Origin of the sequence: Xenorhabdus aichiensis (genome assembly GCF_028598775.1) — a bacterium.
Lineage (GTDB): Bacteria > Pseudomonadota > Gammaproteobacteria > Enterobacterales > Enterobacteriaceae > Xenorhabdus > Xenorhabdus bovienii.
This window is the reverse complement of sequence record NZ_JAQRFO010000017.1, coordinates 35,076-56,508: the sequence shown is the minus strand read 5'-3', so window position 1 is coordinate 56,508 and position 21,433 is coordinate 35,076. Positions and strand designations below refer to the sequence as shown.

Sequence of the window (21,433 nt, the reverse complement as noted above, 5' to 3'; positions counted from 1 at the left end):
TTCTCAAAATACATAAGCAATATGAGTAGCAATAATGTCTGAAAGTCAACTTGGCAGAATCGACAGTCCCCAGCACAATCCGGTACTGATATTAATTCCCGGATTCACACTAACCGCAGTTCTGACTGCAATCGCTATCCATGTAGGCGGCATGCCGTGGTTTATCAATATGGGATTAGGTGCCCTGACACTTGCAATTCTTTTGGGGATTATTGTCGGAAATACGTTTTATCCTCTCTTGAAGCCCACTTGTGATAAAGGGGTTCATTTCGCTAAATACTACCTGCTGCGCGCTGGTATCATCCTTTACGGCTTTCGTCTAACGTTCCAACAAATCACAGATATTGGTGCAACAGGGTTACTGATTGATGCCATTATGCTTTCTTCCACCTTTTTCATCTCCTTATGGCTTGGACGGACCTTTTTGGGCTTGGATAGTCAAACCGCAGTATTGATTGGTGCAGGGAGCAGTATTTGTGGAGCCGCAGCCATCATGGCAACCGAGCCAGTGGTTAAGGCATCTGCCAGTAAAGTGGCTGTTGCAGTTTCTACCGTGGTAATTTTCGGGACGCTCGCAGTATTTATCTATCCATGGTTTTACCAGCTCAATGCCCATTACCAATGGCTTCCTTTCTCTCAAGAAACATTCGGTATCCTTTCTGGTTCAACGATTCACGAAGTCGCTCAAGTCGTTGCTGTTGGGCATGCATTAGGCAACAATGCCGGGAATGCAGCCGTCATCAGCAAAATGATCCGTGTCATGATGCTGGCTCCCTTTCTGTTACTACTCTCTGGTTATATTAGTCGGATGGAGGCTAAAAACTTTGGTAGTGATCAAAATAAATCCCCGATCAGCATTCCGTGGTTTGCTATATTTTTCATTGCTACAGCAGGTCTAAACTCTTTTCATTTATTACCTGGCTCCCTTATCAAACATATCATTACCGCCGATAACATCATGCTAGCGATGGCAATGGTTGCATTAGGTTTAACGACTCATATCAGCACCATTCGTCAGGCTGGAGTTAAGCCGATTCTGCTGGCATTCTTCCTGTTTATTTGGCTGATGGCTGGAGGATTAATCGTCAATCAAGGAATCCAACATTTATTGGGTTAAGTGGGAACAAACGCCAAGTTGCATTCTCTGTTTCTGACAGAGATTTTATTGGCAAGATGAACAATGCCATAATAGTAAAACAAAATTAGAAGAGGAAAAAATATGAAATTTGTTGGAGCCCATGTGAGCGCTGCTGGTGGTGTTGATCAGGCGGTGATCCGAGCGCATGAGTTACAGGCAACCGCCTTCGCCTTGTTCACGAAAAATCAGCGCCAATGGCATGCCCCACCGTTATCGGCAGATGTCATTGATAAGTTCAGAGCCAATTGTGAACGTTATGGCTATGGCAGCCAACAAATCCTTCCCCACGACAGTTACCTGATCAACCTTGGTCATCCCGAAGCGGAAGCACTGGAAAAATCCCGCTCCGCCTTTCTTGATGAAATGCAGCGTTGTGAACAACTAGGCATTGATTTACTTAACTTCCATCCAGGAAGTCATCTCAAAAAAATCGATATTGATAAATGCCTCGCCCGAATTGCCGAGTCTATCAATATCGTGCTGGACAAAACACAGGGTGTAACCGCTGTCATTGAAAACACTGCCGGTCAAGGAACCAATCTCGGCTTTAAATTTGAACAAATCGCAACCATTATTGAAGGTGTTGAAGATAAAAACCGTGTTGGCGTCTGTATTGATACCTGCCATGCTTTTGCGGCAGGTTATGACTTACGCACGGAAAAAGACTGCGAAGCAACTTTCGAGGCATTCGATAAAATTGTTGGGTTCAAGTACCTGCGAGCTATGCATCTCAACGACGCTAAAAGCGAATTTTCCAGTCGTGTTGATCGCCATCATAGCCTTGGAGAAGGCAATATTGGCAATACGCCGTTCAGCTACATTATGAAAGATGACCGTTTCAATGGCATTCCATTGGTTCTTGAAACGATCAATCCAAGCATCTGGGATCAGGAAATTGCTTGGCTGAAATCCCAACAGAATTGATTACCTGAAAGAAGTCAGCTCGATCTTTGACATCATTGATGCAAGTTCAGTGCGGCTCCTGATCCCTACATTCGGCTGGCTGACCGTAAGTGCAGAAACTGCGGTTGCCAGACGCAAAGTGTGTTCACTGGTTTCACGCATTAATAAGCCGTAAACTAATCCTCCCACCATCGAGTCTCCAGCCCCAACAGTACTGACTATTTCACAATGCGGTGGTTTTGCCAGCCATGCGCCTGAGGCATTGACCCATAACGCCCCTTGCTCTCCCAATGAAATAACGACATGGGCAATCCCTCTATTACGCAATTCATGGGCGGCTTTAATCACACTATCCAAGTCAGGCAATGGCTTACCAGCCCAAATTTCCAATTCATAACGATTAGGTTTTACCAGCCACGGTGACGCCTCCAGACCAGCAACAAAGGCTTCCCGACTGCTGTCAAAAATGATACAGGGGCAACGCTGTTTCAATTGCAGCATCCAATCTGCAAATGATTCCGGTAAAATGCCCTCTGGCAAACTACCACTGACCACCACCATATCGAACTGCCTCAGCCAGTCGAGAGAATCACTGACAAAATGGTTCCACTCTTCTGCTGTCACATGGAAACCTGAAAAATTGAAATCCGTCACTTCACCGTATTTTTCTGTCAATTTCACATTGATACGCGTTCGGCCTGAGACCAAATGAAAGCGGTTTACCATGTTGTTTTCACCAAAGAACTGCTGAAATCCTTCCTGATTTTCTCGTCCCAGAAAACCGCTGACCGTAACGTCAATGCCCAAGTCACGCAGCACCTTCGCAACATTGTTCCCTTTACCAGCAGCATGCAACCCTGCGGTCTGTACGCGATTAACTGTTCCCTTGGTAATATCTGGGCATAAGCCAACTAAATCATAAGCTGGATTTAAAGTAATTGTGGCAACTCGACGACTCATCTTGCCCGGTGTCTCCTGAGTAAACAATCATAAGTAATATTAAGATTTCTCTGTTATTTATAACATCAAAATTGAATCGTTTCAGTTAAAATTACCACTTGATTGATCGTTGTGTTATCTCGATCCAAAAGTAAAAATATGCCGAAAGAAGATTTTTCGTCAGATGACGAAAATAAAACTACTACAGATAATTTAAAATCTATCTTCATCATCATCATGAATAAGTTCCAGCCGGAGGAATATACAGTGTCAGTTGTTGTCGGAGTTGGTGTCATCATTATTAATGATAAAGGTGAAGTCCTGCTGGGAAAACGCACCAGCAAGCACGCACCCTATTGGTCAATCTTTGGTGGGCACGTCGATCCAGGTGAAACTTTTGAAGAATGCGCCATCCGGGAAATTCAAGAAGAAACTGGATTAACGATTCAAGATCCTAAAGTCTATGGCGTCTGCAATAACCTCGAAACCTACCATGAAGAAGGAAAACATACAGTTTCTGTCTGTTTATTGGCACATCACCCTGGAGGCGAGCCACAACTAATGGAACCTGAAAAATGTGAGCAGTTAATCTGGTGTGATCCTAATCAGCTACCAGAACCCCACTTTGAAGCCAGCCGTAATGCCATCAAGCTATGGCAAATGGAAAAACTCTATCTTATCGCTTAAAACAACCCATCTTCTCAAATGCTTTTCAAGCGGGTTATTTTATATAACCTGCTCCCACATTTGTATGAAAAATACAACAAAAGGAATTTACTTATCATCCATAAATATTTGTTTACACATATCATTCATTAACGTATCGTCAAGCTAGTACAAGGTAGTACTATTAATTAGGAGTCTATATGACCATTGAGGTAACGCAAAGTTTAAAACGTCCCTCCATACTTGGAGGCGCAATGATCATTGCCGGTACTGCTGTCGGTGCAGGTATGTTTTCCATTCCTATTGCTACTTCAGGCGTATGGTTTACAGGATCAATAATTTTGCTGGTGTATACTTGGGCATGTATGTACTTCTCTGGCTTAATGATTCTGGAAGCTAATCTGAATTATCCGTCTGGCTCTAGTTTCCATACTGTTACTAAAGATTTACTGGGTAAAGGTTGGAGTACCCTCAATGGTTTATCTATCGCCTTCGTTTTGTATATCCTGACCTATGCTTATGTTTCAGCTGGCAGCTCGATTTTGTTTCATAATATTACGCATCTCCTTCCCCTGCCTCAATCAGGAACTGGGTTGCTGTTTGCACTGATCGTTGCCTTTATTGTCTGGATGTCCACCAAAGCAGTTGATCGCTTAAGTACCATTTTGATAGGCGGCATGGTAATAACATTTATCATGTCAGTTGGAGGCATGTTTACCGAAGTCAAATCAACGGTCTTATTTGATCAAGCCAATACTGAAGCCAGCTATTTACCATATACTTTCATGGCGCTACCTTATCTGCTGGCCTCATTTGGCTATCACGGTAATGTCCCGGGTCTGGTGAAATATTACCATAAAGACAGTAAAGCCGTTGCACACAGCCTGTTCTACGGCACATTAATCGCATTGGTCATCTACATTTTGTGGCAGTATGTGATTCAGGGAAATATTCCCCGTGAAGCCTTCAAGCAGATCATCGCCGATGGGGGTAATATCGCTAATTTACTGCAACAGATGGATAATACGTCCAATAATACTACCGTAGCCCAACTTTTAAATACCTTCTCATATATGGCATTGGCAAGTTCATTCTTGGGTGTATCTCTGGGTCTGTTTGACTATCTGGCTGATTTTTTCGGATTCAACGACAGTGGAAAAGGTCGTTTTAAAACCGCACTGGTGACATTCATTCCACCAACAGTACTGGCGTTAATCTTTCCGAACGGTTTCCTATATGCGATCGGCTTTGCAGGGCTAGCGGCAACGATTTGGGCGGTTATCGTTCCAGCCCTGATGGCTCGTGCTAGCCGTTTGCGCTATCCAAACGCCAGCTATCAGGCTCCCGGCGGTAATTTCCTGATTGTCTTTATCATTCTGTTCGGACTGATAAATGCTACAGCTCACATTCTCTCCCTATTTGATGTATTACCTGCTTATCATTGATGTGTCCCCATGCCTCAGTATTTTTACTGGGGTTTTCATATCATCTCTTGCCTAATGCGCTGACTGCGAGTAATTTTGTCGCCACTTCAACATTCATTCCATTATTTCCTTATTTTTACGGAAGGTATCTATGGCTAAAGCCAATGAAATTAAGCGCGGAACTGCAATCAGTCACAATGGAAAATTATTATTAGTTAAAGACATCGATATTCAGACACCCAGTGCGCGTGGTGCCAGCACACTGTATAAGATGCGCTTTACTGATGTTAGAACTGGTCAGAAAGTGGAAGAGCGCTTCAAAGGTGATGATATTCTCGAAACCATCACATTGACCCGCCGCAGTGTCAATTTTTCTTATATTGATGGTGATGAATATATCTTCATGGATGATGAAGATTTCACCCCTTATCACTTTAAGAAAAATCAAATCGAAGAAGAATTACTGTTTATTCCTGAAGAAGGTTTGCCGGGAATGCAAGTTTTGACAATGGATGGGCAATTGCTGGCTCTCGAATTACCACAAACTGTTGATATGATCATTGAAGAAACCACGCCGAGTATTAAAGGAGCATCAGCAAGTGCTCGTACAAAACCCGCTAAAATGAGTACAGGACTCACTATTCAAGTGCCTGAATACCTGAGTTCAGGCGAAAAAATCCGCATTCACATTGCAGAACGTCGTTATATGGGACGTTGTGATTAATTCTATATCCTTAAAATATGAATTGCTCTTTTTATCAAAAGGGAAAGAGCAATTCATCACCTATTAAAATCAGAAGTAATCCACATTAACGATCGCCACACGTTTTTGACTATCAGTCCACTTCACACTGGAAACGCCTATATTGCCAGGAAGCATGACCTCGCCGGTTGTTTTGTGAGTTGAAATGATTTGCTTTACAGTGAGGTTTTTCCCCAACCGATAGCAAGAGATATTGGCCTGAGTATTCGATACGACAACTTGACATCCTGGGTCAACAATAGAACCTGAAAACTGAATTTGTCCTCCGGTAGGTTGCGCATATCCATAAGATATCCATGAAACCAACAAACAGCTAATTAACAATTTAAGATAATTTTGCATGGTCACCTCACTTTCGTTTTTCCATTAACTAAAACTCAGTTACCTTTATTCCTTCATCTCCATCATAATTATTTCACATGAAAAAAAATACAACATTGACACTTTTTATTGATTCATATCAAAAATGAATTTTTAGCTCAAAAAAAGACATTACTTTTATTAAGTGATTTACAAGTCGATTATTAATAACTATTATTTAAACAAAATTATAAAAAAATTTTACAATTAATATTTATACTTATACTTATATTTATAGATTAAATAAACAATATGATTAGAAAGGTGTTATATGATTTTTAGTGATAAATGACAGTGACAATTGCTAACTTCTTGCTAACTTTTTGTTTTCTTCCATCCACCTTATTTCTTTTATTCCAATATGCTTTGGTAATAGGTAGTCATTATTTTTTTGATATTCTATATTTTTATCTTGATTAATCTGTTCGCCATTGTTCCAGCAGGTTAGTTCAGTACGTTCTTCATCCCAATTAAACTGACATGGAGACTCAACAATAGCGCCATAAAATTGAATAGATCCAGAACTTGAGGATGGTAGATCATACGCCATTACAGGATAAGACAAGGATGTACATAAAAAAGTCGTCATTTTTCGTAACATAAGCATTTAACCTCCACTACAGATATTATTATCTTTTTTTCAGCTTTAGCCCCACGCTAAATTAGAAAGCCAGATAATGGTACAACGCTCTGCTATCTATATAACGATATAACGGAAAATGAAACAATTTCTTTATAGTTTTTATTTATACAGACCACAATTCGACATAATATTCTAACAAGTTAGGATATGGTAAAACCAATTTGTAGTTATTTAATAATAGTCAGTGCTCAAAATTGAGACAAATATATATTATCGGTACCGAAGTAGGGATTTAGCTATTTTTCCGATATTACGAAATTATTTACATACTAATGATAGCTACGCCAGCCTGCAAATTGTATAAATATGCTGATATCTCCATGCGTTAGCAACGACGTGCCAGAGCGATTACTCTTTGCTATAAATTTTGCTATAGTACTCACCCAGTTAATTTGACTACCAAAATCTACTTTCGTTTTAAATAGGTATCTCATGACCCGCAGTAATCCATTATCTATATTTATACTTAATATGCTCGGTATCGCCCTGTTTTTCTCATGGTACTTGCCTGAGAATCACGGTTTTTGGTTTCACATTGATGCAGCTATTTTTCATTTCTTTAATGAAAAACTGCTTCCAAATTCCAGATTTGCACTGTTTGTCGCCATCGTGAATATCAGGACATTTGATGTCATATCACTTCTGTGTATGGGCTTACTCTATTACAGCGCATTTCGCAAACAGGACTATGCGGGTAAACGCCGTCTTTTCATGATAGGGCTGGTAATGTTAGTCACTGCTGTCATTATTAATCAAATAGGCCACAAAATCCCCGTCAGCCGCCCAAGCCCAACATTAACATTCGAAAATATTAATCGCGTGGACGACATGATAAGTTGGCATACAAAAGATTCTTCCAAAAACAGTTTCCCTGGTGATCATGGATTAATGCTATTGATTTTTAGTTGTTTTATTCTTCGCTATATCTCTCGCGGCGCATTTTTCATTGCCCTGCTGATTATGATCACCTTTGCCCTCCCGCGCATTATGGCAGGTGCTCATTGGTTTACAGATATTGCTATCGGTTCATTATCCCTGACATTAATTGGAATGAGCTGGGTATTACTGACACCCTTAAGCGATATTATGGCAACATGGCTGGATAAAAAACTGCCGTATATTAGGCGTACTAATTAAAATAGTAATGATGAGGAGATATTGCTTATCTCCTCAAAACTACACAATTTTTACCAAACAGGTATAAAATAGCAACAATCATTCTAACTCCTTAGTTCCTAATCTAATTTTTTGTAAAGAACGCTTTTTGTATCTCGCTTTTTACTCATCATTTCTGTACTCTTCACTGTACCCTATTATTAAAATAACATGTTTTGTAAAGATATTAATAAAATGTGTTGCTTCGCACACTTTAGGGACAGAAAATTTGTTAATTCACCATCTTCTGACTACGCTTTAAAACGTTTAGTGTTTCCATGATGGCGATAAGTCACTTTAAGGGCTGCAAGGGAAAATCAATATAATGGTCAAGTCTCAACCAATACTGAGATACATATTGCGGCTAATACCTGCAATTCTCGCGGCAGTGGTACTAACCGCATGTAGTTCGCCAGACTCCCAAATGCGTAGTAAAAAAGCGGATACTCATGCAGTAAACAGCCAAAAGCATTTCTTACTGCAAGCGTCTCAGGATGAGTTTGAGACTCTAGTTAAAAATTTGGATACTAAATCCAAAATCCTTAACCAATATGCAGACTGGAAAGGTGTTGCCTATCGGCTTGGTGGGAATACAAAGCGCGGCATTGATTGCTCTGCTTTTGTCCAACGTACCTTCCATGATCAGTTCGATATAGATCTACCACGTTCTACATCAGAGCAGCAAAAAATTGGCCAAACCGTCAGCCGTTCTAAATTACGGGCAGGTGATTTAGTTCTGTTCAAAACAGGTATTTATATGCGCCATGTTGGTATTTACATCGGCAATAACCAATTTGTACATGCCTCGACCAGTAATGGAGTGATCGTTTCCAAATTGACCGATACCTACTGGACTAAACGGTACTACGGCGCAAGACGAGTTCTGCGAGATGTGAACAAAGTCTCCTGACTATAAGCTTAATTCCCTTGCAGACATAAAAAAACGCTTCCAAAGGGAAGCGTTTTTTTATCCAATTGTTATCCACTAAAGTGGGTACAACGCCGTTATGTTTTCTGCAATCGCAGCACCTAATGTCTTGAGCCGACATATCACTGCACTCTCATCCTCTTTAGCAAAAAACAAACATGGCTCACCTTCCCACTCAATTACTGCGCTCAATATTTGCATATCAGCAATAGATTGATTCAAACTATGCAAAATAACCCGAGCATTTTCACCTTCATGGCTTAACAATTTCAGCCCCATCAGGCTATTTCCTATATCTGTTTCTTCTGTTGGTAAAATTTCAACTTTCGTACCAACGAAGCCAGATGACCACCGATAACTTTGCGGCAGTCTATGTACTACCGAAAGTTGGATATTATCCACGTATTATTCCTATCAGAAACAACATTAATACATCTAACCACCAGCTGTAGGCTATCGATTCATCAAAACCGAATAACCCCCCAACAAAAAGCAAACAAAAAAGTAAACAAAAAGTTAAAATAAAATCCGATTTATCACACGATTTTCATCTTCCATTTTAGAAAAATGAGATCAAACTCGCATTTTGTATATATTTATACTGTTTAGGTAAAAAATTCAACTTATTTTTATGCAAATAAGCAACTTCTCATTCAAATTTCATTTACATATCTGTGTGTATTAAGCCATGCCACGTACTGTAAAAAATAATATTTTTATATTACAATCAGTTAATTAACAATAAAACCATTTTAATCTATAGTCATGAATCCAATGGCATGAAGTTAACAAAAAATCAACAACCCAATATTGATTAGCATCATCAAATTAACAAATGTCTACATTTGTCTGCTGATTGATCGGTATTTTTTGTCTACCCAAAAAATCAATAACTTCTTTTGCTATTTCAAGATTTTTGGGGATTATATCTAAATCCAGCCACTATCAGGACAGGATAAAAAAATATTGGAATAACTCTATGATTTTTTTAATGTGGAGATAGGCAGTACGGCAAGTGTAAGGAAGCAATATATGAATTAAAAAAACAGAGGCTACCTTATGCTACCTGATAGCCCCTCTGATTATTTTATTTTTTGGCCTTATTCGCATAAATAATAAGTAACATTGCCAATATTACGCATAATGCCATTGAGCCCACCATCGGCCATGCGCTTTTTGCAGATACTGAAGACAAAATTGCGCCCACCAGAGCAGCAATACTGAAACGAATAGTTCCAGCCAGTGATGCAACCGTTCCAGCCATATGAGGATAATCGTCCAGAACAACAGCCATAGCATTAGAAGTGATCATGGAAATCCCACTGATATAAATTGCAACACCAATTACAAGAGAAATAAACCCTAAATCAAGTACAGTGCTAAACAATAACCACAAACCCATGACAAATTGCACAAACACGCCAAAATGCAGCATTTTCGATGCGCCATATTTGCGGACACATTGACTATTAATCATGGTCATAATGAACAGAAAAATAATGTTCAACCCAAAATAATAACCAAAATGTTGTGCAGAAACCCCGTTCAAGTCAATGTAAACAAATGCACCGGCACTAAGAAAAGAAAACATGCCTGCAAAAGAAAATCCACTTGCCAAGATGTAAAACAGCACCTGACGCTGCCGAAATAACATAGCAAACTGGTTAAAAATAGTTTTTAGATTGAATCGCTGCCTTCTCTCTTTCGGTAATGTTTCCCGGATAAAGAAAGCAACAAGAAACGCGGTTATCACTCCAGCAATCGAGATTGACCAGAAAATAGCATGCCAATTGAACCATACCATCATCAACCCACCTAACATGGGAGCCAACAACGGCGCAATGATCATCACCAAGGTCACAAAAGACATACTGCGGGAAAATTCATCTTTCGTGAACATATCTCGCATCAAGGCGTTGATCACAACACTTGCTGCTGCAGCAGAAAACCCATGCAGAAAGCGCATGGAAATAAAGGTATCAATATTTTGTGACAAAGCACACGCAGCAGAAGCAATGGCAAAAACAATCACACCACCCACAATGACTGGTTTACGTCCCAGACTATCTGACATTGGCCCATAGACCATCTGCCCAATGGCAAAACCCAAAATGTAACTACTCAGCGTCATTTGTACTCGACCGGCATCGACGCCAAAATTGGTGGCAATCGTTGGCATACTCGGCAAATACATATCAATTGCCAATGGCATCAACATAGAAAGCAAACCAAGGATCAAGACTAACCCCAAATAGGATAATCGTTGTTGTTGCACGCTTTAACTCCCGTAACAACTTGTTAAATAGATGGATAAAAGAAGGTTAAGGTGTTGGCACCTGTATGCTGTTAATTTCGTTTTTGGTCAATGCTCGATATTCTCCTGGCTCCAATGCAGAGTCCAAATAAATTTGACCAACTCGTTCACGATGAAGCTCAACAACATGATTGCCCACTGCGGCGAACATCCGTTTTACTTGATGGTATCGTCCTTCACTGATACTCAAACGTACACGTTGAGGCTCGATAATTTCCAGTTTCGCTGGTTTTGTCAGTGTTTTTTCGCCATACAACTGCACACCTGCAAGAAATTTCATCTCGGTATCGTCTGATATTGGATGTTCCAGTGTAACAAGATAGGTTTTTTCACAATGATGTTTAGGTGACGTAATACGATGTGACCATTGCCCATCATCTGTCAGCAAAACCAAGCCTGTGGTATCAACATCCAAACGGCCTGCTGAATGTAGTTTATGGGCGACAGGTTCATCGATAAAATACAAGATTGTCGGATTTGTTGGATCATCCGTCGAACACACATATCCCTGTGGTTTATTCAGCATAAAATAGCGGGAACCATCTAATTGTTCCAATACTGAACCTTCATAGGCTACCTGCTGATCAGGCTTCAATTTATACGCCCCACTCTTGATGACCTCGTCATCGACAGTAACCCGACCAGCCCGTAATTCACGACCTACATCGTTACGACTTATACCTAACTGCTGTGATAAAAATTTATCCAATCGCATGAATAGATGTACCTGACAAAAAATAAACACATATGAACACACCCTTGATATTACAAGCACTTCAAGGGTCACTATTGGAGTACAAGATTAAACAGATAATATTCAGAGTCATCATAACATCAATAATTATAACAATAATAAACTACATGTTATAACCATCTTACTTTAGTAACTAAATGGAAAGCGCTTTCCCGACGGCAAGACCACAGGAAAAATGTTATCCTCTCTATCAACTATCTTTTATCTAATACCCATGACAGTAACATAAAAATGGCTTTTACTTTACGCCCTTACCAACAAGAAGCGGTAGATGCTACCATCCGCCATTTTCGTCAGCACAAAGATCCTGCGGTCATTGTTTTGCCAACAGGGGCGGGTAAAAGCCTCATCATCGCAGAATTAGCAAAACTGGCTCACGGCCGAGTTTTGATATTGGCACACGTCAAAGAACTTGTTGCACAAAACCATAGCAAGTATTGTGCCTATGACCTGCAAGCGGATATTTTTTCTGCGGGATTGCATCAAAAGCAGAGTGAAAGAAAAGTTGTCTTTGGTAGCATTCAATCCGTTGCTCGCAATCTGGACTGTTTTGATCATCATTTCTCACTGTTAATTATTGATGAATGCCATCGCATCAGTGATGATGAAAACAGTCAGTATCAGCAAATTATCCAGCAACTCAAGAAAAACAATCCCCAGATACGTATCTTGGGCTTAACCGCCACACCCTACCGTTTAGGCTCTGGTTGGATATATCAATATCACTATCATGGCATGATACGTGGAGATGAACACTGTTTTTTTCGTGATTGTATTTATGAACTTCCGTTACGTTATATGATTAAACATCACTTTCTGGTTCCCCCAGAAAGATTGGATATGCCCGTAATGCAATATGATTTCAGTCAGGTGCGTACCAGCCAGCAGGGAATTTTCAATGAAGCTGACCTGAATCGGGAGATAAAACGACAAAAGCGCATTACTCCTCATATCATCAGGCAAATCATCGAATATGCCCAAGACCGCAAAGGAGTCATGATTTTCGCTGCCACAGTGGAACATGCTAAAGAGATCTTCCAATTGCTATCTACTGAACAGGCCGCATTGGTCAGCGCAGATACGCCAGCAACTGAACGGGATTTATTGATCACTGCTTTCAAGGCGCAACAACTCCAATATATGGTCAACGTCGCCGTGCTGACAACAGGGTTTGATGCGCCTCATGTCGATTTAATCGCTATATTACGTCCAACAGAGTCCGTCAGTCTCTACCAACAAATCGTCGGGCGGGGATTACGCTTATCCCCTGACAAAAAAGAGTGCTTAATTCTGGATTACGCCGGAAATTCCCATGATATTTATTCCCCCGAAGTCGGTAGTAGCAAGCCCAATTCTCAAAACCAGCCTATACAGGTATTTTGCCCTATCTGCCAATTTGCCAATACCTTCTGGGGGAAATGTACAGCGGAAGGTGAAATCATTGAGCATTTTGGCCGTCGTTGCCAAGGATGGGAAGAAGATGAAAGCGGCAAACGACATCAATGTGATTTCCGCTTTCGTTTCAAATCCTGCCCACATTGCGGTGCAGAAAATGATATCGCTGCACGACGCTGTCACCGCTGCCAGGAAGTCCTGGTCGATCCTGATGATATGCTGAAAGCCGCCCTTAAGCTCAAGAATGCACTGGTACTACGTTGTGGCGGTATGCAATTAACGTCGGGTCATGATAGTAAAGGGAAATGGCTGCAAATCACTTATTACGATGAAGATGGTGCGAGCGTATCAGAACGGTTCCGTTTAGCAACACCTGCTCAGAGAAAAGTGTTTGAGCTTCACTTCCTGCGCCAGCACCAGCGTGCGCCGGGTATCCCTCTGCAATGGAAAACAGCTGAGGACATTGCACAACAGCTTCCTCTATTACGACATCCCGACTTTGTTGTCGCACGAAAAAAAGGTCAGTTCTGGCAAATTCGGGAAAAGGTTTTTGACTATCAAGGACGGTTTCGCCGAGCAGATGATCTGTACTGAGCCGATTAAATCAACCCAAAAGTACTTTCTATTTGCTGTCATATAGGTTTTTCGTTAAAATGCCGCCCGCTTAGTGTAGTACATTATATTAAGCCAAGTCTCGAACCTGCTGCTGGGTCGCCTGTAGCAGGATTTATTTTCTTCTTTTACAGAGAAAAAATAATGTTAACTATTAATGCAGAAGTACGTAAAGAGCAGGGCAAGGGTGCGAGCCGCCGCCTGCGTAGAGCTAACAAGTTCCCAGCTATCATCTATGGTGGTAACCAAGAACCAGTTTCTATCGAACTGGATCACGATGCAGTTATCAACCATGAAAGTAAACCAGAATTCTATGAAGTCCTGAATCTGGTTGTTGATGGTAAAGAAATTACAGTTAAAGTGCAGGCAGTACAGCGTCATCCGTTTAAACCTAAGCTGACGCACATCGATTTCCTGCGTGCTTAATTAGCCACAATCGAGCTTTTATCGGGACGCCGAGTAGATAACGCCGCATTTGCGGCGTTATTTATTTCTACTGTTTTATTCTTACTGCTGATAGGCGTTAGTGATTACCACTGCCACGACGTTGCAGTTGGTCACGCAAGTTTGGTGGCGTGCCTTTAATCGTCAGAGTATCCGTCACTGGGTCCCAAAAAATTCGCTCTCCCAACAACATTGCATCAAAGTTGATGGTCAACCCGCCACCACTGCCAGCAAATTTTGTTAATTGACGTAATGTACTGCGATCTGCTGGGAAGCTCTCTTCCAATTCGTATCCCTGTTCCTGCGAAAATTGCTGGAAATTCTGCTCGCCCAATGGTGGCAATTCTTGAGACAACTCTTGTAGTTTAATCTCCTCACCTGCCTGTAACTGCTCATTACAATAGCTGTAAACCTGCTGGCGATAAGCCTGACGTTCATTTTTATCAATCTGGGCTGATTCGCAATAATCGTCCACCGCCTGCAACAACCCTTTATTCTGCACTTTGGCATTCATGCCTTCACTGGCAGCCAGAAAATCCATAAAAAAGTCAGAAACCTTACGCCCTACCCGCCCTTTCAGAAAAGTCAGATAACGACTGGATTCGGGATTAGTTTCCCACTCAGTCAAGTCAATTCTCGCAACGATATCAGCATGAGGAATATCAAGATACTGCGTAGTGTTCACATCCAGCTCGTCATTGACAGACATGCTGTTGCAACTATTGAGAACCGAAATCAGTAAATACTCTACGGCCAGATACCGATACTGGCAAAATAACACCGTACCACCTTCCGCAAACGGATATTTTGTCAATTCATCTTTCAAGCGAACGGTTGCAGCACGGCTAAAACCGAGAAAGTCTTCATCTCCCTTACGTTGATGACGGAGCGATTCCGCCAGTTCACTTTCATCATTGAATAAACCATAGGCTTTGCTTTTTGCGCTATACACACGATGTAATTCAGCCATCATATCTTCTACGACCTGATTGGTGGTCAGCAAAGAATCACGCAGAATGACTTCAAGTGTTTGTTCATCACGTTTAATCAACCGGTGTAACGCGATCTGGGTAATTTCCAGACTCATTATTTATACTCCTTTTGCAGCTTTGACCCTTGGGCCTTGCGGTTAGCGGCGTATTCAAACACCGTTACCTTTCTGATGCAACAGACTTCAGAATGGCAACAACTCACACAGTCGGAAAATTAATTTGTCATAAAAAAGCAGAAAATTGCCCTTCTATACGGTAGTATATAGGGCTTTGTATATCCAGGATCTTTGATTTATGCCACAGTCGTCTCGCTACAGCGATGAAAAAGTTGAACATTTATTAGCTGAGTTGGTAAATGTTTTCGAGAAAAACCATACACCTACTGATTTGTCCCTGATGATCTTGGGCAATATGGTAACGAATTTAATCAATACGAGCATTGCCCCTGCGCAGCGCAGGCACATCGCAGACTCGTTTGCACGCGCGTTACAGTCCTCGATTAATGAAGACAAAGCGCATTAATTTTTCATTAAAACCTTAACGTAAAAAATATGGTGACTAGCCGTCAGCATTACCGCGAAAAAGTCTCTCAGATGATCAGCTGGGGACACTGGTTCGCACTGTTCAATATTGTGTTCAGTCTTGTGCTGGGCAGTCGCTATTTATTTGCGTCTGACTGGCCGGGTTCACTGTTTGGTCGCATCTATGCGCTACTCAGTTGGCTCGGTCATTTTAGTTTCATTGTCTTTGCCATTTACTTACTTATTTTATTTCCGCTGACGTTTATTGTGATGTCACAGCGGTTATTGAGGTTTCTTTCCGCTGCACTGGCCACGGCAGGGCTAACTCTGCTGATATTAGATTCCTCTATCTATATTCGCTTTCACCTGCACCTGACACCCTTGGTTTGGGACTTAGTCACCAACCCAGAACAGGGCGAGCTGACAAGGGAATGGCAACTGATGTTCATCTGCATACCGGCTATTTTTCTAGTGCAGATGCTATTTGGCACATGGAGCTGGCAAAAATTACGTAGCCTGAATCGCCAACGGTTCGGTAAGCCATTGGCGGCGGTATTCATTACGGCTTTTATCGCTTCCCATCTGATGTATATCTGGGCAGATGCTAACTTCTACCGCTCAATTACCATGCAGCGTTCAAATTTACCACTGTCTTATCCAATGACAGCACGCAAATTCCTTGAAAAACACGGATTACTGGATCAACAGGAATACCAGCGCCGTATGAATCAACAAGGAAACCCGGCTGCCCTAACCGTTGAATATCCACTGAATGGCTTATCCTACCAAGATAACAGCCAAGGCTATAATTTACTGTTGCTAGTTGTGGATGGTCTGGATAACAAAGATATCACCAACGCCATGCCGTCCCTTGAGCGCTTTACTCAGAACAATATCCAATTTACACAGCACTTCAGTACTGGCATTCAAAACGATACTGCATTGTTTGGATTATTCTATGGCATATCATCAGGCTATCTAGATGGCATTCTTAATAGTAGAAAATCCTCAGCGCTTCTTGATGCACTAACTCACCAGAGGTATCAATTTGGTCTGTTCTCTTCGGATGGGTTCCAAACACCTCTTTACCGCCAGGCTCTTTTGACCGATTACTCATTCCCTACCCCAACCAAGAAAGATGATAGCCTAACCGTGGCAAAATGGCGTCAGTGGCTGGATCTCAATCATGGCACTACCCCGTGGTTCTCATTTTTGGACATTAATGGTTTTACACCCTCAGCGGGCCAATTTGACAAAAAAGCACTTGATAACGAAATCAATAATGTTTTAGAGACACTGACCAATAAAGGCATGCTGGATAAAACCATCGTGGTTATTACAGCCAAACACAGTGGATTGTCCGCAGGACACTCACCAAAATGGCTTACTGGCGACAAATTCAATCGTGAACAGATACATGTCCCACTCATCATTCACTGGCCGGGTACACCTGCACAGGTCATCAACAAATTAACCAGTCATCAGGATGTCATGACTACTCTGATGCAACGTTTATTACATGTCAGTAATTCTCCAGATGACTATTCACAAGGTGAAGATCTCTTTACCGCCCAGAGAGATAACCCATGGTTAATCACGGGTGATGACGGCTCATTAATTGTCACAACGGCTACAAATACCATCTATCTTTCCAAGAACGGAGAATATTATCTGTATGATTTGGAGGGTAATGAAATTCAAGGAGCCAAGCCTAACCTGGCCCAGTTATTACAAATACTAACCGAGGTTAAACGATTTTTAGCAAACTAATCGTCGAAAAATCAAGCACTCACTAAATTGAGGGCTTGCTTTGAAAATAAAAAACGGTACTATAGGAAAAGTCATCGGCATGTAGCGCAGCTTGGTAGCGCACCGTCATGGGGTGTCGGGGGTCGTAGGTTCAAATCCTATCATGCCGACCAAATTTCCCTAGAAAAACCAACCTATTATGGTTGGTTTTTTTATACCTGAAATTTGCTTGGTGTAAAACTGGTGTAAAATCCCGCCCTAATATCTCCATTCTTACCTTATCTTCACTTGTACTTTCTTTGTTAATGCGACAGAACCTTTTTGCGCATAGGAAAAAATAATCAACAAAAAGCCCCGCAATGAACTGACCCCATAAAGTTGGACGGTTTTAGTTAGGTGGATATAAGCCAGATCCCATGTCAGAGGGCTATCCTTGAATCAGATGATTGTTCCTGAACAAACTTGATACGAATGTACTCAGAATCGCCGACTAGCTCATACAATTCAGACGCTATTTCCCAAACTTGTTCTGTTAACTCATCATAAGTCTTAGCTTCTGTAACCAGCCCAAGTTCATCGCACTCAGCAACCCATACATCACCATCATGGATAACATTCACAACAAAAAAATCATTAAGCCGGTCTAATCTTTTACTAACTGAATTAAGCATCTCAAAGATCGTTATACCGAAATGCTCATGAGCCTGGTAAGAAGCATCAGAAAACCATCTAAAAAGAGTATTAATCCTGCGTCCTAGCGCTATCAATTCATCATTTCTAGACTCATTGAAATCAGACATAGTATGAAGTAGATGGCTAATAGTATAAAAATGTACAACTGGCCCGATACTACTTTCACCCAACATGGCTGATTTTCTATCTTGAGCATCCGCCATCCCTTTTAACCAATTGTCCACTAAACAATTAACTTCGAGCTTTACATAATCAGCTGCGCACTCACGAAAGCTTTCGACAATATCAGTACGTGACACATAAAGTTCCATTTTAATCACAACAAACCTGACCGTCTTATCACCGAATTTTGCGCTATAGATAACGCGATCCATGTATTCCTCCTTTAGTGCTTTCTGATAAGTATAATATATCAGCAATGGAGTCCAAAAGAACACTATACGCTCATTTTTAATACAAGCCATCCCTAACAATAATAAGCGTTACTGATTATTTGATCAGCATATTCCAAAAATGTGAGGGTTTTACACGTTTTTTTGTAACCTCTTTGACCCTATTAGTGAATAAGGTATATGTTAAAAAATACTCAAAAAACAAAAAAGAGGTAATTTACCTGGGTTTTGGATAAAAAATTGAACTAAGTGCCTGTTTCAAGTTCAGAATTTTCGACCAGAAGACGATTTCACAAGGATCAGTAAAACCATGACCATCTTGATCTTTTTTCCTATGTCAAATCACCGTAATTTCAAAATATTTTATTTGGGACTCATTTGGCAATATCATCACAACAATTTTCCGGCCTTGCTCAGTTACACCTGTTTTATCGGAATTGTTTCCTCTGTATTACTCTTGCTACTTGCAGTACAGGCTTTAAGAATGAAACAGATTCCAAATACTCTTCACTTTTTCTGTTATTATGGTAACAATTACAGGCCAATTTAAACCTTAATTATTACTATTATGCCTAATATTTAGTGCTATCCATTTTTGCTGCATATGCTGGTCAATCGTTGTTGCCAAAGATTTATCGATACCCAGATCATTGGCAAGAGCCTTAAAATGACGGATTTCGTGATAACTTTCTTCCAGCATTCGGTATTATTTTCTGGAACGGGAGCGGTGGCGGCCTGTGTCAAACTGTCAGCCAGCAGATTCATGGACTGAGACTGGGGGTATGTCAATTTCATCCCCTGTACCCAGTGCCGTAAAGGGCTTGTAGAAGGTACAAATCTGGGATAGTTTCACCGATAGACATGCTATGAGTGGTTTTTGCCAGAATATTTCATCAATTAAGCAATGAGAATATCCATGTAACAGGAGATTATCCACCCGATCGAGGCCAATGGTTTTGTTCTCACTCAACCCCGTGGCTGCCATATCAGCGAAGTTTACTAGAAAAAGATCCATTGGGAGCGAAGCTACGATTTGACGACATCCGGCACATAAACCTTTTTTGTAGATTTTCTGTCCTGGGACTTTCGCTTCGCTCTTTCTTGACAAGATGCTATTTACTCACGGTTTACTTTCCCCTAACCCACGGCCGGGCAGAGTTTGGCATGCTATACCATTCGAAGGAGGAGCCACTACTGGGTATTTCTCATCTGGAGTGATATAAACCTGCGTTGTTGCCACATATCCATCATGAAAGGTTGCTTCTATATAAGTAGCTTCCCAACCGGGTGCTTTATAACTCAATGGGATCTTAACGCTTTCCCCTGTGCTAATTTCAAGTGATGAAGAAGTATATCTGATACCACATACGTAACGAAAATCTCTTGCAGCTAGATTTATAGCCGTCCAACGAGTAACTTTCACGGGTTTTTCTGAAAAATTCACGGTGAGTGTGCGTTCCGTTTTGTTTTCGTGAACAGTTGCCATTAATTTCGGAAGTGCTGTTTTATTCTGAAAACGATTTATGAAGGAAATTAAAGATTGTTCTACGACTCCCTGAATACCATAATGATCGGAGTTTGGAGCAACACGCAGGGACTTTTCTCCCGGAAGTTTATCATAATAAAAACGAGAATTATCAGGAGCATAAAAATCATCTCCGCTGGCATTGATGATATATTTAGGTATGGTGAGACGTGACTGATAATCTGAATCCAGATATCGTAATGGGTCCTCTAATTTCATCAACTTTAGGAAATTGGGTGTCTTTATTAACTTGTCGATACCTTGTTGATAATAGGGGGAAAAGGTAATCGGCCAGTTTCCACCGTAAGTACGATACATATTCTCAAGAGCCAAGTCGGTACTAAGTAAGTCCATAACAAAGGGCACAATAGCATCAACGTCAGGATCTGAAATAGAAGATAACCAAGCTGTCCACCCGCGCTTTGATGCTCCAGTGACAATAAATTTATTAATATTCCATTCCTTCAGTTCCTGTTTTGCCACCCTCATAGCCTGAGATACAGTAACAGCCATAGGAATATGTAACGGAATTAATTCTCTCTGTTCCGGCCCATCCATAAACAATGCCCAGCTACGCGCAACGCTGTCATCTTCTTTGAGTGGTTTATTATTTTCATATGTAATGTACTGATTCGGAATATTACTGACAGAAATAACTATCGTACTCGTGGACCGCGCAATCTCTGCCAGTGATTTCTCGCTGAAATTTGTTGGCTGGCTTGTTTTTTTGCTGCCATCATCATAATTTGTTCCATTATTTACCACGACGAGCGCATGTTGCGATTTAGGGTTATCCGGGATATACATGTCAACGTCATGTTGCCAGCTATCAGGGGATACCAAATTTCCCGGCGACCATCGTTGTGATGTCATTTCATATTTTAGCAATTCAATATTAGGTAGTGATTTTTTGCCTTGGAGCGAATATTTAACCGGAAGCGCAGCCAATTTCGCACGGTAACACGGAATAACATGCGAAAAGTCAACCATATCCTCTTCCTGGCATATGGCATTTTCCGTATTTATCAGAGCGGAACCTTCAGCAGAAAAGAAAAAAAGAGTGATAAATAGCTTACTTAGTTTCATCATTCATCCTTAATATTGAACAAGTGATACACATTGA

Annotated in this window: 22 protein-coding genes, 1 tRNA gene and 1 pseudogene; 13 read left to right on the top strand and 11 right to left on the bottom strand. The window is 41.0% G+C overall.

All coding sequences use genetic code 11. The annotated features are described in order from the left end of the window. Positions 1 to 34 precede the first annotated feature (34 nt). Complete coding sequence (locus PSI22_RS09685; protein ID WP_273579560.1) at positions 35 to 1,117, top strand: YeiH family protein; 1,083 nt, start codon at positions 35 to 37, stop codon at positions 1,115 to 1,117. Positions 1,118 to 1,219: 102 nt separating this feature from the next. Next, complete coding sequence (gene nfo / locus PSI22_RS09680) at positions 1,220 to 2,062, top strand: deoxyribonuclease IV (protein WP_273579559.1); 843 nt, start codon at positions 1,220 to 1,222, stop codon at positions 2,060 to 2,062. Here nfo and fruK read toward each other — a convergent pair whose 3' ends face one another. Continuing rightward, positions 2,063 to 3,001, bottom strand: coding sequence for a 1-phosphofructokinase (gene fruK / locus PSI22_RS09675; protein WP_273579558.1), 939 nt, complete (start codon positions 2,999 to 3,001; stop codon positions 2,063 to 2,065). It lies immediately after the preceding gene. 246 nt (positions 3,002 to 3,247) lie between these two features. On the opposite strand from fruK, the gene PSI22_RS09670 reads away from it, so the two are divergent. The 3 genes from PSI22_RS09670 (at position 3,248) to yeiP (ending at position 5,794) form a co-directional block, all read left to right on the top strand. Then, on the top strand, positions 3,248 to 3,667 hold the full coding sequence (locus tag PSI22_RS09670) for a nucleotide triphosphate diphosphatase NUDT15 (RefSeq protein ID WP_273579585.1): 420 nt from the start codon (positions 3,248 to 3,250) through the stop codon (positions 3,665 to 3,667). A gap of 179 nt (positions 3,668 to 3,846) precedes the next feature. Next, the gene (gene mtr / locus PSI22_RS09665; RefSeq protein ID WP_273579557.1) at positions 3,847 to 5,091 is read left to right on the top strand and encodes a tryptophan permease; all 1,245 of its coding nucleotides are present in this window, start codon (positions 3,847 to 3,849) and stop codon (positions 5,089 to 5,091) included. Positions 5,092 to 5,221: 130 nt separating this feature from the next. Beyond that, positions 5,222 to 5,794, top strand: a complete 573-nt coding sequence (gene yeiP, locus PSI22_RS09660) for an elongation factor P-like protein YeiP (RefSeq protein ID WP_273579556.1) — start codon at positions 5,222 to 5,224, stop codon at positions 5,792 to 5,794. A 69-nt stretch (positions 5,795 to 5,863) separates the two neighbouring features. Here yeiP and PSI22_RS09655 read toward each other — a convergent pair whose 3' ends face one another. After that, positions 5,864 to 6,175 carry a YmdA family protein gene (locus PSI22_RS09655; RefSeq protein WP_273579555.1) on the bottom strand — a complete coding sequence of 104 codons (312 nt, stop codon included), beginning with the start codon at positions 6,173 to 6,175 and terminating at the stop codon, positions 5,864 to 5,866. 322 nt (positions 6,176 to 6,497) lie between these two features. Next, positions 6,498 to 6,800 (bottom strand): YmdA family protein, encoded by a 303-nt coding sequence (locus tag PSI22_RS09650; protein ID WP_273579554.1) that lies wholly within the window; start codon positions 6,798 to 6,800, stop codon positions 6,498 to 6,500. A gap of 468 nt (positions 6,801 to 7,268) precedes the next feature. Between PSI22_RS09650 and PSI22_RS09645 the strand changes: the two genes are divergently transcribed. Further along, positions 7,269 to 7,973 (top strand): phosphatase PAP2 family protein, encoded by a 705-nt coding sequence (locus tag PSI22_RS09645; protein WP_273579553.1) that lies wholly within the window; start codon positions 7,269 to 7,271, stop codon positions 7,971 to 7,973. 343 nt (positions 7,974 to 8,316) lie between these two features. After that, positions 8,317 to 8,901 (top strand): bifunctional murein DD-endopeptidase/murein LD-carboxypeptidase, encoded by a 585-nt coding sequence (gene mepS / locus PSI22_RS09640; RefSeq protein WP_273579552.1) that lies wholly within the window; start codon positions 8,317 to 8,319, stop codon positions 8,899 to 8,901. Positions 8,902 to 8,976: 75 nt separating this feature from the next. Here the strand turns inward: mepS and PSI22_RS09635 are convergent, their stop codons facing one another. From PSI22_RS09635 to rsuA, 3 genes are all read right to left on the bottom strand, one after another. Continuing rightward, on the bottom strand, positions 8,977 to 9,321 hold the full coding sequence (locus tag PSI22_RS09635) for a YejG family protein (protein WP_038193004.1): 345 nt from the start codon (positions 9,319 to 9,321) through the stop codon (positions 8,977 to 8,979). Between the two features lie 685 nt (positions 9,322 to 10,006). Further along, positions 10,007 to 11,194 (bottom strand): Bcr/CflA family multidrug efflux MFS transporter, encoded by a 1,188-nt coding sequence (locus PSI22_RS09630; protein ID WP_273579551.1) that lies wholly within the window; start codon positions 11,192 to 11,194, stop codon positions 10,007 to 10,009. Between the two features lie 46 nt (positions 11,195 to 11,240). Beyond that, a complete protein-coding gene (rsuA, locus tag PSI22_RS09625) occupies positions 11,241 to 11,948 on the bottom strand; it encodes a 16S rRNA pseudouridine(516) synthase RsuA (RefSeq protein WP_273579550.1) in 708 nt (235 codons plus the stop codon). Between the two features lie 270 nt (positions 11,949 to 12,218). On the opposite strand from rsuA, the gene radD reads away from it, so the two are divergent. Together radD and rplY are read left to right on the top strand one after the other, a co-directional pair. Beyond that, positions 12,219 to 13,976: a DNA repair helicase RadD gene (gene radD, locus PSI22_RS09620; protein WP_273579549.1), complete on the top strand. Its 1,758-nt coding sequence runs from the start codon at positions 12,219 to 12,221 to the stop codon at positions 13,974 to 13,976. 162 nt (positions 13,977 to 14,138) lie between these two features. Continuing rightward, entirely contained in the window at positions 14,139 to 14,420 is a 282-nt protein-coding gene (rplY, locus tag PSI22_RS09615; protein ID WP_273579548.1) for a 50S ribosomal protein L25, read from the top strand. A 97-nt stretch (positions 14,421 to 14,517) separates the two neighbouring features. Here rplY and yejK read toward each other — a convergent pair whose 3' ends face one another. Further along, positions 14,518 to 15,525 carry a nucleoid-associated protein YejK gene (gene yejK, locus PSI22_RS09610; protein WP_273579547.1) on the bottom strand — a complete coding sequence of 336 codons (1,008 nt, stop codon included), beginning with the start codon at positions 15,523 to 15,525 and terminating at the stop codon, positions 14,518 to 14,520. Positions 15,526 to 15,724: 199 nt separating this feature from the next. Here yejK and PSI22_RS09605 point away from each other — a divergent pair, with 199 nt between their 5' ends. From PSI22_RS09605 to PSI22_RS09595, 3 genes are all read left to right on the top strand, one after another. Further along, positions 15,725 to 15,952: a YejL family protein gene (locus tag PSI22_RS09605; RefSeq protein ID WP_012989296.1), complete on the top strand. Its 228-nt coding sequence runs from the start codon at positions 15,725 to 15,727 to the stop codon at positions 15,950 to 15,952. Between the two features lie 29 nt (positions 15,953 to 15,981). Further along, entirely contained in the window at positions 15,982 to 17,721 is a 1,740-nt protein-coding gene (gene yejM, locus PSI22_RS09600; RefSeq protein WP_273579546.1) for an LPS biosynthesis-modulating metalloenzyme YejM, read from the top strand. 75 nt (positions 17,722 to 17,796) lie between these two features. Next, a tRNA-Pro gene (locus PSI22_RS09595) sits at positions 17,797 to 17,873 on the top strand. Between the two features lie 246 nt (positions 17,874 to 18,119). Here the strand turns inward: PSI22_RS09595 and PSI22_RS09590 are convergent. Next, on the bottom strand, positions 18,120 to 18,767 hold the full coding sequence (locus PSI22_RS09590) for a DUF1902 domain-containing protein (protein WP_273579545.1): 648 nt from the start codon (positions 18,765 to 18,767) through the stop codon (positions 18,120 to 18,122). A 316-nt stretch (positions 18,768 to 19,083) separates the two neighbouring features. Between PSI22_RS09590 and PSI22_RS21630 the strand changes: the two are divergent. Beyond that, positions 19,084 to 19,248, top strand: a pseudogene (locus tag PSI22_RS21630) (IS982 family transposase); the annotation flags it as partial. A gap of 90 nt (positions 19,249 to 19,338) precedes the next feature. On the opposite strand, the gene PSI22_RS09585 reads toward PSI22_RS21630, so the two are convergent. Genes PSI22_RS09585 through PSI22_RS09575 form a run of 3 tightly spaced genes read right to left on the bottom strand, consistent with a single transcriptional unit; the run spans position 19,339 to position 21,396 of the window. Then, positions 19,339 to 19,485 carry a hypothetical protein gene (locus tag PSI22_RS09585; RefSeq protein ID WP_273579544.1) on the bottom strand — a complete coding sequence of 49 codons (147 nt, stop codon included), beginning with the start codon at positions 19,483 to 19,485 and terminating at the stop codon, positions 19,339 to 19,341. Between the two features lie 48 nt (positions 19,486 to 19,533). Beyond that, complete coding sequence (locus PSI22_RS09580; protein ID WP_273579543.1) at positions 19,534 to 19,893, bottom strand: hypothetical protein; 360 nt, start codon at positions 19,891 to 19,893, stop codon at positions 19,534 to 19,536. Between the two features lie 12 nt (positions 19,894 to 19,905). Further along, a complete protein-coding gene (locus PSI22_RS09575) occupies positions 19,906 to 21,396 on the bottom strand; it encodes a PhoPQ-activated pathogenicity-related family protein (RefSeq protein WP_273579542.1) in 1,491 nt (496 codons plus the stop codon). Between the last annotated feature and the right edge of the window lie 37 nt (positions 21,397 to 21,433).